The 14,654-nt window shown below is 73.1% G+C and carries 15 protein-coding genes; 7 read left to right on the plus strand and 8 right to left on the minus strand.

Features of this window, described 5'->3' with window-relative positions; genetic code table 11:
* The first annotated feature begins 92 nt into the window (after positions 1–92).
* The gene (locus E5082_RS09110; protein ID WP_135790779.1) at positions 93–1,067 is read left to right on the plus strand and encodes a fibronectin type III domain-containing protein; all 975 of its coding nucleotides are present in this window, start codon (positions 93–95) and stop codon (positions 1,065–1,067) included.
* A gap of 151 nt (positions 1,068–1,218) precedes the next feature.
* The gene (locus E5082_RS09115) at positions 1,219–1,758 is read left to right on the plus strand and encodes a hypothetical protein (RefSeq protein ID WP_135790780.1); all 540 of its coding nucleotides are present in this window, start codon (positions 1,219–1,221) and stop codon (positions 1,756–1,758) included.
* Positions 1,759–1,762: 4 nt separating this feature from the next.
* Here E5082_RS09115 and E5082_RS09120 read toward each other — a convergent pair whose 3' ends face one another.
* From E5082_RS09120 to E5082_RS09135, 4 genes are all read right to left on the minus strand, one after another.
* Positions 1,763–2,317 (minus strand): PadR family transcriptional regulator, encoded by a 555-nt coding sequence (locus tag E5082_RS09120; protein WP_135790781.1) that lies wholly within the window; start codon positions 2,315–2,317, stop codon positions 1,763–1,765.
* 22 nt (positions 2,318–2,339) lie between these two features.
* A complete protein-coding gene (locus E5082_RS09125) occupies positions 2,340–4,355 on the minus strand; it encodes an NADPH-dependent 2,4-dienoyl-CoA reductase (protein ID WP_135790782.1) in 2,016 nt (671 codons plus the stop codon).
* Positions 4,356–4,504: 149 nt separating this feature from the next.
* Positions 4,505–4,879 (minus strand): hypothetical protein, encoded by a 375-nt coding sequence (locus tag E5082_RS09130; protein ID WP_135790783.1) that lies wholly within the window; start codon positions 4,877–4,879, stop codon positions 4,505–4,507.
* A gap of 85 nt (positions 4,880–4,964) precedes the next feature.
* Positions 4,965–5,846 (minus strand): hypothetical protein, encoded by an 882-nt coding sequence (locus E5082_RS09135; RefSeq protein WP_135790784.1) that lies wholly within the window; start codon positions 5,844–5,846, stop codon positions 4,965–4,967.
* 307 nt (positions 5,847–6,153) lie between these two features.
* On the opposite strand from E5082_RS09135, the gene E5082_RS09140 reads away from it, so the two are divergent.
* Positions 6,154–8,235, plus strand: coding sequence for a SpoIIE family protein phosphatase (locus E5082_RS09140; protein WP_135790785.1), 2,082 nt, complete (start codon positions 6,154–6,156; stop codon positions 8,233–8,235).
* Positions 8,236–8,250: 15 nt separating this feature from the next.
* Here E5082_RS09140 and E5082_RS09145 read toward each other — a convergent pair whose 3' ends face one another.
* Both E5082_RS09145 and E5082_RS09150 read right to left on the minus strand, forming a co-directional pair.
* Complete coding sequence (locus tag E5082_RS09145) at positions 8,251–9,048, minus strand: putative protein N(5)-glutamine methyltransferase (RefSeq protein WP_135790786.1); 798 nt, start codon at positions 9,046–9,048, stop codon at positions 8,251–8,253.
* Between the two features lie 246 nt (positions 9,049–9,294).
* Positions 9,295–10,359 carry an ABC-2 transporter permease gene (locus E5082_RS09150; RefSeq protein ID WP_135790787.1) on the minus strand — a complete coding sequence of 355 codons (1,065 nt, stop codon included), beginning with the start codon at positions 10,357–10,359 and terminating at the stop codon, positions 9,295–9,297.
* Between the two features lie 132 nt (positions 10,360–10,491).
* On the opposite strand from E5082_RS09150, the gene E5082_RS09155 reads away from it, so the two are divergent.
* Entirely contained in the window at positions 10,492–10,932 is a 441-nt protein-coding gene (locus tag E5082_RS09155) for a MarR family winged helix-turn-helix transcriptional regulator (RefSeq protein WP_135790788.1), read from the plus strand.
* Here E5082_RS09155 and E5082_RS09160 read toward each other — a convergent pair.
* A complete protein-coding gene (locus E5082_RS09160; protein ID WP_135791194.1) occupies positions 10,929–11,699 on the minus strand; it encodes a GNAT family N-acetyltransferase in 771 nt (256 codons plus the stop codon). The genes E5082_RS09155 and E5082_RS09160 overlap by 4 nt on opposite strands.
* Before the next feature lie 172 nt (positions 11,700–11,871).
* Between E5082_RS09160 and E5082_RS09165 the strand changes: the two genes are divergently transcribed.
* From E5082_RS09165 to E5082_RS09175, 3 genes are all read left to right on the plus strand, one after another.
* On the plus strand, positions 11,872–12,477 hold the full coding sequence (locus E5082_RS09165) for a sulfite oxidase-like oxidoreductase (protein WP_135790789.1): 606 nt from the start codon (positions 11,872–11,874) through the stop codon (positions 12,475–12,477).
* A 52-nt stretch (positions 12,478–12,529) separates the two neighbouring features.
* Positions 12,530–13,249: a ferredoxin reductase gene (locus tag E5082_RS09170; RefSeq protein WP_229918799.1), complete on the plus strand. Its 720-nt coding sequence runs from the start codon at positions 12,530–12,532 to the stop codon at positions 13,247–13,249.
* Between the two features lie 69 nt (positions 13,250–13,318).
* Positions 13,319–13,900: an Rv1733c family protein gene (locus tag E5082_RS09175; RefSeq protein ID WP_135790791.1), complete on the plus strand. Its 582-nt coding sequence runs from the start codon at positions 13,319–13,321 to the stop codon at positions 13,898–13,900.
* A gap of 15 nt (positions 13,901–13,915) precedes the next feature.
* Here E5082_RS09175 and E5082_RS09180 read toward each other — a convergent pair whose 3' ends face one another.
* Positions 13,916–14,629 (minus strand): class I SAM-dependent DNA methyltransferase, encoded by a 714-nt coding sequence (locus E5082_RS09180; RefSeq protein WP_135790792.1) that lies wholly within the window; start codon positions 14,627–14,629, stop codon positions 13,916–13,918.
* Positions 14,630–14,654 lie beyond the last annotated feature (25 nt).

The raw sequence follows: 14,654 nt of genomic DNA on the forward strand, positions 1-14,654 counted from the left end.
CCCTCACCAGCGCCCCCCTTGCCGGGACGGCCCCGCAGGCGCCATATTGGTCCGGACCTTTGCCGTGATGCGGGCCTCCGGGAGGCAGCGCCGTGCGACGAGTTCCCCTCCGCCCCGGCCGCTGGGCGCCGCTCTGCGCGGCCCTCCTGCTGGCCGCCTCCTGCGGTACGGCCGACGGTGAGTCCGGCGAGGGCCCGGTCCCCGGCGCCCCGACCGGCGTCACCGCCGACGCGGGGACTGCCATCAGCGTCCATGTGATGTGGAACGCGGCCGACTCCGGCGTCCATGCCTACGAGGTATATCGCGGCCCCACAAAAGTCGGCGAAGTACCGGCCGCCCAGCACATGGTGGATGTCACCAGGCTCAAGCCGTCCACCCCGTACGTCTTCACCGTGCGGGCCCGGAGCGCGGACGGCCGCCTCGGGCCGCCGAGCCGGGAGGTACGGGCCCGGACGCCCGCCTATGTGGCCGCGGACCATGTGGCGCCGAGCCGCCCCGGGCGGGTCACCGGCAAGGTGGTGGACGGGCGTGCGGTCCAGTTGTCCTGGGCGGCCGCGCGCGACGACCGGGGCGTGCGGTCGTACGCGATCCAGCGGGCCGGGGTGAAGATCCACGCCGTGGGCGGGGCCCAGACCGCGACCGTGGTCACCGGCCTGCGCCCCGGAACCCGCTACGCCTTCACCGTCCGGGCCCAGGACGCGGCGGGGAACCTCTCCCCCGCGAGCACCCCGGTCCGGCTCACCACCCCGGGCGCCGACGACCGCCGGGGCACCGCGCCGACCGGGTTCGATGTGGTGTCGCGCCACACAGCCGGGTCGTACTACCTGGATCTGGCCTGGGACCCGCCGACCGTGGACGGGGTGATCACCGAGTACCAGATCCGGCTGGACGGGGACACGGACAGCTCGCTGGTGTGGGGCGGCACCCCGCCGTCTGGCCGGGCACACCACAGCCTCTACGCCGGCCGGCAGGCCGGTCGGGTGCACCGGGTGCGGCTGCGGGCCCGGCTGCCGGACGGCACCTGGGGCGGATTCTCCGCGGAACGGACCGTCACCACGGGCCGCTGACCGCCCGGACGGCCGAGCGCGTCACCTGAGCGGACGCCCAGCGCATGCGGCGCCCCGCCGGGCCGCGTTGGCTGCTTGTGGGGTGGCACGGATGTTCCCGACCCCGGCGGCGCACGGGACGTACCGCCACCGTGCCGCCGGAGGCGAGCCCATGCGCTACATACGACTTCTCTCCCGTTCCGCCGCTCCCCTGGCGGCCGTCGCGCTGCCGCTCGCGCTCGCCGGACCGGCCGCCGCGGCGGCCGGGATCTCCGTCAGCACGTCGGGCGCCAATGTGTCGGTGGTGACCAGCGCCTGCGCTCTGAACAACGGCACTTGGGGCACGGCCTCACTGCTGGGTGCCCAGCAGACGAGCTTCGCCCAGGGGCGGCAGGTGGCGCTGTCCGGTACGACGGTCAGCCAGTCGGCCGCCTGGTCGGCGGTGGCACCGGGGACCTACACGGTCGCGGTGCAGTGCTCCAACGGTGTCTTGGCGGGGAGCCAGGTGGTCAACGTGTCGGCGTCCACCACACCGGCACCGACCCGCGCGGCCACGTCCGCGCCCTCGCGGGGTGTGGCCGGCGGCCTCGGCGGCGCCACCCGTGACTACGGCACGCTCACCCTCGGGGTGGGCTCGGCGCTGGTGGGGTCCGCGGTGATCGCGGGCGCCTGGTTCCTGCGCCGCCGGCCCAAGGCGTACCGGCGTTACTGAGGGATCAGCTCTCGGGACCGTCCGGCTCGAAGTCCGGGATGTTCTTCAGCGCCTCGGCCAGCCACTGGGCCCAGAAGGTCTCCAAGTCGATCCCGGCCCGCAGGACCATATGGCGGAGCCGGTCCTGCGGGGTGTCCCGGCCGGGCGGGAAGTCGCGCTTCTCGATCTCCTGGTAGACGGCCAACTGACCCTCGTGCAGCTCCAGATGGCGCCGCATGTCGGCCGCGAGGCCCGCCGTGCCGACCACCGCCGCCGCCCGCATCCGGAGCAGCATCGCGTCCCGCAGCGGCTTGGGGTCCTGGGGCGCGGCGGTCCAGCGGGCCAGCTCCTCGCGGCCCGCGGGCAGCACCTCGTAACTCTTCTTCTGCCCACGGGCCGGCTGCGCGGACGGCAGCGCGCGGATGAACCCCTCGGCCTCCAGTTTCCCCAGCTCGCGGTAGATCTGCTGGTGGGTCGACGGCCAGAAGTAGGCGATCGACTTGTCGAACCGCCGGGTCAGTTCCAGACCCGAGGACGGCTTCTCCAGCAGGGCGGTGAGGATGGCGTGCGGGAGTGACATGGGCTCATCCTAGGGACACCCCCTACAGCGCCGCCGCCAGCTCGGTGCCCTGCTTGATGGCCCGCTTGGCGTCGAGTTCGGCCGCCACGTCGGCGCCGCCGATCAGATGGGCGCTGACTCCGGCCGCGATCAGCTCCTCGTACAGGTCACGGCGCGGCTCCTGGCCGGTGCACACGACGACGGTGTCGACCTCCAGGACGTGGCTCTCCCCGCCGACGGTGATGTGCAGTCCGGCGTCGTCGATCCGGTCGTAGCGGACGCCGGGGACCATGGTGACGCCCCGGTGCTTCAGCTCGGTGCGGTGGATCCAGCCGGTGGTCTTGCCGAGTCCGGCGCCGACCTTGGTGGCCTTGCGCTGGAGCAGGTGGACGGTGCGCGGGGACGCGGGGCGGCTCGGCGCGGCGAGGCCGCCGGGGGCCGCGTAGTCCATGTCGACGCCCCAGGTGCGGAAGTACGTCTCGGGGTCCTCGTGCGCCTTGTCGCCGACGTCGGTGAGGAACTCGGCCACGTCGAAGCCGATTCCGCCCGCGCCGAGCACGGCGACCCGGTCGCCGACGGGGGCGCCGTCGCGCAGCACGTCGAGGTAGCCGACGACGCGTGGGTGGTCGATGCCGGGGATGTCGGGGGTGCGCGGGGTGACACCGGTGGCGACCACGACCTCGTCGTACGCGTCGAGGTCGCCGGGGGTGATCCAGGTGCCGAGGCGTACGTCGACGCCGTGGGTGTCGAGCTGGTGGCGGAAGTAGCGCAGGGTCTCGTCGAACTCCTGCTTGCCGGGGACCTTGCGGGCCACGTTGAGCTGGCCGCCGATCTCGCTCGCGGCGTCGAACAGGGTGACCTGGTGGCCGCGTTCGGCGGCGGAGACCGCACATGCGAGACCCGCCGGTCCGGCACCGACGACGGCGACGCGCTTGCGCAGCCGGGTCGGGGTGAGCACCAGCTCGGTCTCGTGGCAGGCGCGGGGGTTGACCAGACACGAGGTGATCTTGCCGCCGAAGGTGTGGTCCAGGCACGCCTGGTTGCAGCCGATGCAGGTGTTGATGGCCTCGGGCCGGCCCTCGGCGGCCTTGGCCACGAAGTCCGGGTCGGCGAGCATCGGGCGGGCCACGGACACCATGTCGGCGCGGCCGTCGGCGAGCAACTCCTCGGCGAGTTCCGGGGTGTTGATGCGGTTGGTGGTGACCAGCGGTACGGACACCTCACCCATGAGCTTCTTGGTGACCCAGGTGTAGGCACCGCGCGGCACGGAGGTGGCGATGGTGGGGATACGGGCCTCGTGCCAGCCGATGCCGGTGTTGATGATGGTGGCGCCGGCCGCCTCGACCGCCTTGGCGAGGGTGACGACCTCCGGCAGGGAGGAGCCGCCGGGGACCAGGTCCAGCATCGACAGGCGGTAGATGATGATGAAGTCCTCGCCGACGGCCTCGCGGACGCGGCGCACGATCTCGACCGGGAAGCGCATCCGGTTCTCGTACGAGCCGCCCCAGCGGTCGGTGCGGTGGTTGGTGCCCGCGGCGATGAACTCGTTGATGAGGTAGCCCTCGGAGCCCATGATCTCGACGCCGTCGTACCCGGCCCGCCGTGCCAGGCGGGCGGTACGGGCATAGTCCTCGATGGTCCGCTCGATGTCGGCGTCGGTCAGCTCACGGGGGACGTGGGGGCTGATCGGGGCCTGGAGCGGGCTCGGGGCGACGAGGTCGGCGTGGTAGGCGTAGCGGCCGAAGTGCAGGATCTGGAGGGCGATGCGGCCGCCCTCCCGGTGGACGGCGTCGGTGACGACGCGGTGTTCCTCCGCCTCCGCGTCGGTGGTGAGCTTGGCGCCGCCCTCCCAGGGGCGCCCCTCCTCGTTGGGGGCTATGCCACCGGTGACGATGAGGCCCACTCCGCCGCGTGCGCGGGCCGCGTAGAAGGCCGCCATCCGCTCGAAGCCGTGCTCGGCCTCCTCCAGGCCCACGTGCATGGAGCCCATGAGCACGCGGTTGGGCAGGGTGGTGAATCCCAGGTCGAGCGGGGACAACAGGTGCGGGTAACGGCTCATCGGGCCCTCCGTGGGGATGCGGTCGCCTCTTGTTGTAGAGCAACCGCTCACCTTTTTGCAACTAGTTGCATAAGGGTGGGACGGAGGGCACACAGCACAGCGCCCCGGCCGACGGGGGTCGGCCGGGGCACCTCCTACGAGGGGGTCGGTCAGCGGCTGCCCAGCAGCAGGTGGAGTTCCCGCTCCTGGTCGCCGGAGGCCGCCGCGGTCTCCTCGACCGTGAACATCTCGTCCAGCGCCTCCCGGAACCGGTTCACCGCCCAGTACCCGCCCTGCACATCCGCCTGGACGGACGAGTTGAGCTTGGCCGGCGGGCAGTTCCCGGTGTGGGAGTCCGCGATGTCGTACGTGCCGAGCCACACCGTCGGGCGGGCCTCGTCCTGCTGCTGCGGGGTCTCGCCCGCGTCACGGTCCGACGCGAAGCAGGCGCTCAGCACATCGAAGACCACGCGCGCGTCGTCCGGCGAACACCCGCTGATCTCCACCGAGACGGTTTCCGGGTGCGATGCCTCCGTGTTCGTCATGTCCGCTCCTTTCCTGGGCCGTGCGCACGGCTCGGGTACCCCGGCAGGCGCAGGTCATCCCCCGGAAGGACGCGGTCCCGCCAGATCAGCTGCGGCTGAACTTGTACGTCTTGCTGTCCGTGATCACGCAGAACCCCGGCGAGACGACGATCACGCGCAGGATGCCGCTGCGGCGGTCGTAGTCGACGCCCTCGGCCTCGAAGCTGCCCGAGCACGAGCTGCGCAGCGGCAACTGGCGCAGCGCGGTGACATGGCCGGACACGTCGGAGGTGCCGTTGGGAGCCGCCGAGAGGTCGATCCGGAGGAGCGGCTTGGTCATGCCGAACAACGAGCCCTCCGGGTCGTCGGAGGAGCAGAGCAGCGTGGTGGGCCCGGAGAAGTCGCAGCCCTGCACGTCGCGCACCGGGTGGTCCAGGGTGACGTTGGAGGCCAGCTTCAGGTCGGCCGAGGGCGAGGTGGCGGGGTTGATGCCGGGGGTGGGGAAGACCAGCAGGCGGTTCATGGTGCCCCACTCGCCGGAGAGCATCCACTGTCCGTCGGGCGAGATGGCGGACCAGGAGTTGTTCATGGCCTCGCCGGGGGCGAGCGTGTGCACGTACTCCGACCAGGCACCGCCGGGCGCCTGCACCCGGTACATCTTGGAGCCGCCCGAGTCCCGCTGGTAGGGCTCGATGTAGTAGCCGTTGTACGAGGCGTCGGGGTCGCCGACGTGGTTCCAGCCCCGGCTGGAGACGCCGACCGGGATGGTGCCGATGCCGGTGTAGCGGTTGGGGCTGTTCGCCGGGACCTCCACCGAGGTCAGGCCCTGGCTCTCGGTCAGCGGGTCGGCGCGGTCGGAGCCGGTCTCGGTCCAGGTGTCCGCCGCCGAGGCGGGGGCTGCGGCGCCCAGGCAGACGGCGGCGGCGGTGGCCAGGGTGACGAGTCCGGCGGATAAGGCGTGGCGGTGCTTTCGGGCAGGCGTGGGCATGGGCCGACTCCTCGGTGAGGGGGGTGGGGACACTCGGTCGGCGGACAGTCTGGCCCGGCCCTGTAGGCATGTACAGACCAAGAAGGGAAGATGACGGTGAACTCTGCCGCATCAGCGGGTGCCGCCGGCCCCACCCGTCACGGCGCCGGTGGGGCACGGGAGTACGCGCGAGACGGAAGTGAGGGATGGTGGAGGCGGACGTATGCGGGCCCACAGCCCTCGGCACGCCGGGTGTGGGCGCGGTACAACAAGGGGAGTCGGCACGGGGGACGGCGTGCCGTGCGGACGGGTGAAGGCGGTGCGTGGCATGAGTGCAGCCGAGACTCAGGCGGCCGGGAACGGCGAGCCCGAGCGCGGCCCGGTGCGGCCCGGTGGGCTGCTCGACATGCTGAACGTGGCCTCCGTGGTGCTGGACGGCCGGGGCCGCATCGTGCTGTGGAGTCCGCAGGCCGAGGAGCTGTTCGGCTACACCGCCGACGAGGCGCTCGGCCGGTACGCGGCCCGGCTGATGGTGCACGAACGGCACATCGGGCTGGTCAGCGAGCTGTTCCAAGACGTGATGCGCACGGGGCAGAGCTGGGCGGGCGGCTTCCCCGTCCGCCGCAAGGACGGCACCACACGGCTGGTCGAGTTCCGCAACATGCGTCTGCTGGACGACCGCGGCGACGTCTACGCACTGGGCCTGGCCGCCGACCAGTCGACGCTACGGCGCCTGGAACACGACGTGGCGCTGTCCGAGCGGATGGTGCACCAGTCCCCCCTCGGGCTGGCCGTGCTGGACACCGGGCTGCGGTTCGTCTCGGTGAACCCCTCGCTGGAGCGGCTCAGCGGGGTCCCGGCCGAGGGGCACGAGGGCCGCACGCTGCGCGAGGTGCTCCCGCTGCTGGACCCCGACATCGTTGAGGAGGCGCTGCGGGACGTGCTGACGAGCGGGGACCCGGTGATCAACCGGACCGTGGTGGGCCGTACCCCGGCCGACCCGGACACCGAGCACACATGGTCGCTGTCCCTGTACCGCCTGGACGACTCGCTGGGCAATGTGCTCGGCATCGCACTGTCCCTGACCGACATCACCGAGCAGCACCGGGCGGCGGTGGAGGCGGAGAACGCGCGGCGCCGGCTCGCCCTGATCGCGGACGCCTCCGCCCGGATCGGCACGTCGCTGGAGCTGGAGCGCACCGCCTGCGAGCTGGCCGAAGTCGCCGTGCCGGCGCTGGCCGACGTGGCCGCCGTCGACCTGCTGGACGCGGTGGTGGAGGGCAGAAGCGGCACGCTCGGGCCGGCCGAAACCGCCGTGATCCGCGCGCTCGCGGTCCGCCCGGACGACGGCGGCGACGCCACCCGGGCGGCCGACCGGCCCGGCGGGATCGCCTGGTACGGCCCCGACCGGCTGGTCACCGAGTGCGTGCGGACCGGCGAGGCGGTGCTCGTGCCGCGGGTGAAGGACGAGGACCTGCCGCGCATCGCCCGCTCCCCCGAGGCCGCCGTCCTGCTGAGCCGGGCGGGGCTGCACTCGTATCTGGCGGTGCCGCTGATCGCGCGCGGCGAGATCCTGGGCGCGCTGGACCTGAAGCGGACCCGCAACCCCGAGCCCTTCGACGAGGACGACGTGCTGCTGGCGCGGGAGCTGGCGGCGCGGGCGGCGGTGCAGATCGACAACGCCCGCTGGTACCAGAACGCCCGCAGCACGGCGCTGACCCTCCAGCGCAGCCTGCTGCCGAGCCATCCGTCGGTGACGGCAGGCCTCGAGGTGGCGTCCCACTACCAGCCGGCGGGGTCCACCAGCGAGGTCGGCGGTGACTGGTTCGACGTCATACCGCTGGACGGCGACAAGACGGCACTGGTGGTCGGCGACGTGATGGGCAGCGGCATCAGCGCGGCCGCCACCATGGGCCTGCTGCGCACCGCCACCACCACGCTCGCCTCCCTCGATCTCGATCCGTCACTGCTGCTGGAACAGCTCGACAAGGCCACGGCGGCGACCGAGCACTCCATCGCCACCTGTGTGTACGCCGTACACGACCCCCGGCAGCGCCGGTGTCTGATCGCCAATGCCGGGCATCTGCCGCCGGTGCGGATACGGCCGGGCCGCGCGCCGGAACTGCTGGATCTGCCCACGGGGGTGCCGCTGGGGGTGGGCGGGGTGGAGTTCGCCACCGTGACCGTCGACTTCGAGCCGGGCGACGAGCTGGTGCTGTACACCGACGGTCTGGTGGAGACCCGCAGTCACTCGCTGGACGAGCGGCTGGAACGGCTGCTGGGTCTGCTGGAGGGTGCCCCGGAGCGCCCCCTGGCGGAGGTCTGCCAGGAGCTCCTGGAGACGCTGTACGAGCCCGACAACCACGACGACGTGGCCGTGCTCATCGCACGGGCCCGCGGCCTCTCGTAGGCCCGCAGGCGCACATCACCGTATGCCGATCACCACATGTGCGTCCCACTCATGTGACACCGCCACATGTGCGGCCAGACCAGCCTGTCTGAAGGCCGCCGAGGCGGCGGGCGCCTGACGGGCGCTGGTCTCGGAGAGCAGGCAGCCGCCGGGGGCCAGCCACTCGGCCGCTCCGGCGGCGACCCGGCGCAGGACGTCGAGTCCGTCGGGGCCGCCGTCGAGCGCGACCGCGGGTTCATGGTCGCGAGCCTCGGCGGGGAGCAGGGGGACCTCGGCGGTGGGCACATAGGGCACGTTGGCGGTCAGGATGCCGATCCGGCCGCGCAGTCCGGCGGGGAGCGCCGCGTAGAGGTCGCCGGTGTGGGCGTGGCCCCCATAGGGGGCGAGGTTGCGGCGGGCGCAGCGTACGGCGGCGGGGTCGATGTCGGCGGCGTGCACCTCGGCGCCGTCGAGCGCTGCCGCGAGGGCCGCGCCGAGTGCCCCGGAGCCGCAGCACAGGTCGACGACCACACGGGCGCCGGGGGCCCGGGCGAGGGCCTGGTCGACCAGGAACTCGGTGCGGCGGCGGGGCACGAAGACGCCGGGCCCCACCGTGATGCGCAGACCGTGGAACTCGGCCCAGCCCAGGACGTGTTCGAGCGGGAGTCCAAAGGCGCGGGCCCGGGCCATCGCGGTGGCCTCTTCGACGGTGCGGGCGGTGGCGACGATCAGCCGGGCCTCGTCCTCGGCGAAGACGCAGCCGGCGGCGCGCAGGGCGGCGGTGAGGGACGAGGGGTCGGCGGGCGAAGCCGGGGATGCGGGCACGGTGGCCATAAGAGCCTGGAGCCTTTCGGGGACCTGGGGCCTCAGGGCGCTCCCGCGGTCACCGTCGCGTTGTCCGTGCCGTCACACGGCACGGACGCGAGGGGAGAGCGCCCTGGCTGACACAGCGTTGATGGGTCTCACCTCCTCGGTCGCACCGGCCGCGCACTCCGCGCGACCGGACGGCCACCATACCGTGCCGGGTCTCCGGGTGGACCGGGTCCCCGGCGCGGCCGGTGGCCGTACCCGCGTGGTGGCTCAGACGGCCACGCTCTCCTCGGTCTCCTCCTCGGCCTCGCGTGCGGCCTCGCGTTCGGCCTCGGCGGCCGGGGTCTGCTGAGCGTCCGGCGCCTGCGCAAGGGCCCGGCGGCCTGGGCGCTCCCAGAGGGCGGCGATCCCGGTGACGGCGATGCCGACGACCAGCCAGACGACCAGCGTCCACACGTCGCGGGCGATGCCGTCGTCGCCGAAGTACAGCAGCGAGCGGATGCCCTCGACGAACCCGGCGCCGTTCCAGAAGGCGTGCAGGGTGCCGAAGAAGCCGTTCTGCAGCTCGGGCCGGAACAACCCGCCGGAGCTGGTGAAGTTCAGCATCACGAACAGCACCATCATGGCCAGCGTGGTCCAGCGCTTGAGGAAGGTGTGCAGGCCGACGCCGATGAGCAGGATGCCCGCCGAGTACAGCCATGCCATGGCCCACAGGGTGGCCAGGTCGTGGTGGGCCAGGTGGAAGACCGGCCCGGCGAGCAGGGCGCCGATACCGCCGACCACGGCGGCCGTGCCGACCGCGATGAGCGCCCGCACCCGTACGGCGAGCGCGGCACCGGCGGCGCCGATGGCGGCGACGGAGGCGTAGGAGCCGATGCTGACGGCGATCAGCAGGAAGAACAGGCCCTGGCCGGTGGGGTCGTCGGACACCGGCTCGGCGATGTCGGTGACTTTCAGCGGGTTGCCCTGCTGCGCGGCGACCGGCGTGAAGACCTTCTCCACGGCGGTGGCGCCCATGTCGGACGCGGCGCTCGCCACGATCAGCTCGGGCCTATGTGCGCTGGGCACGTAGGCGCCGGTGACATCCCGGTGCTCGACCAGCGCGACGGCGTCGGCGCGGGAGGAGACGGTACGGACGTCGAGCTTGTCGCCCGCCGTGTCCTTCACCGTCTGCGCGAAGACCTTCGCCTCGGGTCCGGCGCCGACCACGGCCACCGGCATGTGATGGGGCTCCGGGGTGACGAAGGCACCCATATAGGCGAGCCCCATGCCTATGCACATCAGCAGGGGGGTGATCAAGTGCGTGAGCACATGACGCAGTGCCGGTGACTTCATCGACCGGAACCTCCAATGGTTGTCTTATACAACTCACGTTCAAGTTGTACTATACAACCAGAATCGTTCGAACGGGTCGGGCGACAGGTCGGAGGAGTTCCGTGAAGGGGTTCTCATGGCGAAGGTGATCTCATGACGGCGGCGGACACGGCCGTCGAGACGATCCAGCGGGAGATGACGTCGTTCGCGCGCCGGGCCCGCGCCTCGGCGGGGCGCATGCATCCCGAGCTGTCGCTGGTGTCGTACACGCTGCTGGGGCATCTGGAGGAGCGCGGGGGCTGCCGGGCGACCGACCTGGCCTCGCACTACGCGCTGGACAAGTCGACGGTGAGCCGCCAGGTCGGCGCGCTGGAGCGGGCCGGGCTGATCGAGCGCCGGCTCTCCCCGGAGGACGCCCGCGTGCAGGTGCTCCATCTCACGGAGGCGGGCGAGGAGATTCTGGCCCAGGTGACACGGAGCCGCCGGGCCGCCTTCCGGGAACGGCTCGCCGACTGGCCGGAGGACGACCTGGTCCGCTTCGCGGCCTACCTGGAGCGGTACAACGCGGGGTCCGCCGGACAGGCCGCCGGTTAAGACCCGAGAGGGACGCGCACCCCGAAGAACCGGGTGTCCAGCCGGTGCCGGAAGCCCAGGGACTCGTAGAGGCGGATGGCGCCGGTGTTGCCCGCGCCGGTGTGCAGGAACGGGCGCTCGCCGCGCTCGCGGATGCCGTGCGCGACGGCGAGGATCAGCCGGGTGGCCAGGCCCTCGCCCCGGAAGGCGGGGTCGGTGCAGACCGCGCTGATCTCGGTCCAGCCCGGCGGGTGCAGCCGCTCCCCCGCCATGGCGATCAGCGCGCCGTCGCGCCGGATGCCGAGGTAGGTGCCCATCTCGATGGTGCGGGGCATGAACGGGCCGGGCCGGGTGCGCGCGACGAGGTCCAGCATCTCGGGGACGTCGGCCGGGCCGAGGGGCACCGCCTCCGGGTCCGGGGCGCCGGCCACGCCGTCGTCCGCCATCTGCACGCCGGCCACGTCGAAGGTGATCTCCCAGCCCTGCGGGGCCGCGCCCCGGTGACCGAGCAGGGGCACCTCGCCGCCGGGTCCGGCGAGCGCGGCGATCCCGGCCCAGTCGGCGGGCTCGGGCTCGTCGGGGAGGGCCAGCCAGGGCGAGACCTCGACCGGGTACCGGAGCACCCGCCCGTGCCGCTCGGCGAAGTGGGCGTGCGGGCCGGTGAGGGAGGCGCGGGCGGCGTTGTCGAGCGGGTGCGGGACCGTCGTCCCGGCGGGGCCGGGGGCGGCACCGGCCGGGGTGTCGGCCTCCCGGCCGTCGTACCGCGTGGAGACGTACGCCTCAGGCATCCTCAGGTCCTCGTTCCGCTCGCCCTGCACCGGCGCGTCGGCGCGTCGGCACTTGTCCCCAAGTACGGCGGCGGGACGGCTATTCCCGCGGGCGTCCGGAGTGTGGCCGAGGTCGCGCGCCGGGGCACTGACCAGGGGCGGGGCGCCCGTGGCGGGAGCGTACGGTTGAGCCATGAACGTCACCCGAGGCTTCACGGGCCGTCGGCGCGTCTCCCGTCCCGGACTGCCTCCCGGGCAGTACGACGCCGGCGACGACTGGCCCGTCCTGTCCGCCGAGGTCACCCCCGACCTCGCGCCCGCCCACTGGTCCTTCCGCGTCGACGGCCTGGTGGAGCGCCCGCACACCTGGAACTGGGACGAGGCGCACGCCCTGCCCGGTTCGGCGTACGAGGGTGACATCCACTGTGTGACCGGCTGGTCCAAGTTCGGTGTGCGCTTCGGCGGGGTCTCGCTGGACGCGTTCCTCGCCGTGGTGGGGCCACATGTGTCCGCCACCCATGTGCTGGCGCGCTCGCACACCGGGTACACCGCGAACCTGCCGCTGACCGACCTCACCGGTGGCCGGGCCTGGATCGCCTGGGACCAGGCCGGTGTGCCGCTGGCCCCGGAGCACGGCGGCCCGGCCCGGCTGATCGTGCCGCATCTGTACTTCTGGAAGAGCGTGAAGTGGATCGCCGGCCTCACCCTCCTCGACCATGACGAGCCGGGCTTCTGGGAGGGCAACGGCTATCACGAGCGGGGCAACCCGTGGGAGGAACAGCGGTACCGCGGTGACTGAGCAGACGCACGGGACGCCGGGGACGTCCTCCGCGTCCCCGGCCCGCTTCGCGGTGCCCGGCCGTATCGCGGTGAGCGAGCAGGTGGCGGCCGAGTGGCAGACGGCCACGCTGACCGAGGTACGGCGGGAGACGCCGCACGCGTCGACGTTCCGGCTCGCGGTGCCCCGGTGGGCGGGTCATCTGCCGGGCCAGCATCTGATGCTGCGGCTGACCGCCGAGGACGGATACGTGGCCCAGCGCCACTACTCCCTCGCCTCCGCGCCGGACGACTCCGGCTACATCGAGCTGACCCTGGACCGGGTGCCGGACGGCGAGGTCTCGGGCTGGTTCCACACGGTGGCGCGGCCCGGTGACTCCATCGAGGTGCGCGGGCCACTGAGCGGCTTCTTCGCCTGGCCGGGCGACCGCCCGGCGCTTCTGCTGGGGGCCGGTTCCGGGATCGTCCCGCTGATGTCGATGGTCCGGCACCACCGCGCCCGGGGTCTGTCGGTGCCGCTGCGGATGCTGGTGTCGGCGCGCGGTCCGGAGGAACTGATCTACGCCGGCGAACTGGGCGCGGAGACCACGGCCGTGTTCACCCGGAGCGCTCCGGCGGGTGTGCCGGTGGGACGTATGTCGGCCGCACATGTGGCGCCGCTCCTGGCCGAGCAGCCCCCTGGTGGGTGGGAAGCCTATGTGTGTGGTTCCAACGGTTTCGCCGAGCACGCCTCCCGTCTGCTCGTGGCGGCCGGTCAGCCGGTGGACCGTATCCGCATCGAGCGCTTCGGCTGAGCCGCCGGCAGCTCGTGGTGCGCCGGATGAGCGAAGGGGTGCCGGGCTGGGTATCCGACGGGTGTGGACATGCGTACCCGGTCGCACCGCCCGCGTCGGCGGCACAACCCGCTGCGACGGCGGTCGGACGTGGTGGAGGCCTGGGTGGTGGTGGTCGTCGCCGTCCTGCTCTGCGTGGTCGCGCCGCTGACGGGGACGGTGGCCGGGCTGTTCACCTACGACCGCGCGCGGACGTACGCCGAGGAGCAGCGGGCCGAGCGACAGCCGGTACAGGCCGTGGTGGCCGGCCGTCCCGCGTCACGGCCCACCGTGCACGGCGACCGCGGCCACGGCTACCGGGCCGAGGTCCGGTGGACGGGGCCGGACCGGCGGACGCGTACCGCTGTCGCCGACGTGCGGGCCGGGACGCGGGCCGGGGACACGGTCACCGTGTGGTTCGACAGCCGGGGCCGGATGGTGGCGCCGCCGCCGAACGACGTGGCGGTCTGGCAGCACACGGTCGGAATCGGACTGGGCGTGACGGGTGGCACGGCCGCGATCGTGCTCCTGGCCCGCGCGGTGGAGCGCCGGGTGGCGCTGCGGCACCGGCTGGCCGAGTGGGAGCGGGCCTGGGCGCGCACCGGCCCGGCCTGGACGCGACGGCGCGCGTGAGCGCCGCCCTACCGGCTACCCGCGCCGCGCCGTCACCAGCCGGGCGCGGGGGCTGCGGTCGGCACGCAGACCGAACTCCGGGAGTGGCTGAAGCTCCACGGTGAACCCGGCCGACTCCAGTTCCCGGCGCACGTCGCCGAGGCGGAACGCGCGGTAGTACATGACGAACGGCGGCCGCCACACGGCGTTGCGCACCCGCATCACGGCGTCGAAGCCGAGCAGTGTCCAGTACGCGGGGCTGGACGGCCGGGGCGGCGCCAGCACCGGAAAGGCGAACCGTCCGCCCGGCCGCAGTGCCGAGTGGACCTGGGCGAAGAGGCCGGGCAGTTCGCGGGGCAGGAAGTGCCCGAACGCGCCGAAGCTGACGACCAGATCGAAGGCGGCCGTGAAGGGCAGCGCGCGAACGTCGGCGCGCACCAGGGCGACGCCCTCCCCCGGCCCGCGCCGGGCCACGTCGAGCATCCCCGCGCTGAAGTCCACGCCGGTGACACTCCGGCGGCACAGCCCGCCCAGCACCGCGAGGCCGGCCCCGGTACCGCAGCACAGGTCGAGCCCGTCCTCGAACGGCCCCGACGGCCCGAGCGCGTTGGCCACCGCGTCCAGCACCGTCGCGGGCGTCCGGAACGGCGTCCGGTCGAATTTGGGCGCGAGCAGGTCGTACCCTCGCTCGACGGACGACAGCGCCTGCACGGCCAGTTCACGCACGCTGGGACCCTCGGGGCTGAACATGGCTCCAGCGTAGGGGCCGGCGCAC

This window comes from Streptomyces griseoluteus (assembly GCF_004784465.1).
Classification (GTDB): domain Bacteria; phylum Actinomycetota; class Actinomycetes; order Streptomycetales; family Streptomycetaceae; genus Streptomyces; species Streptomyces griseoluteus.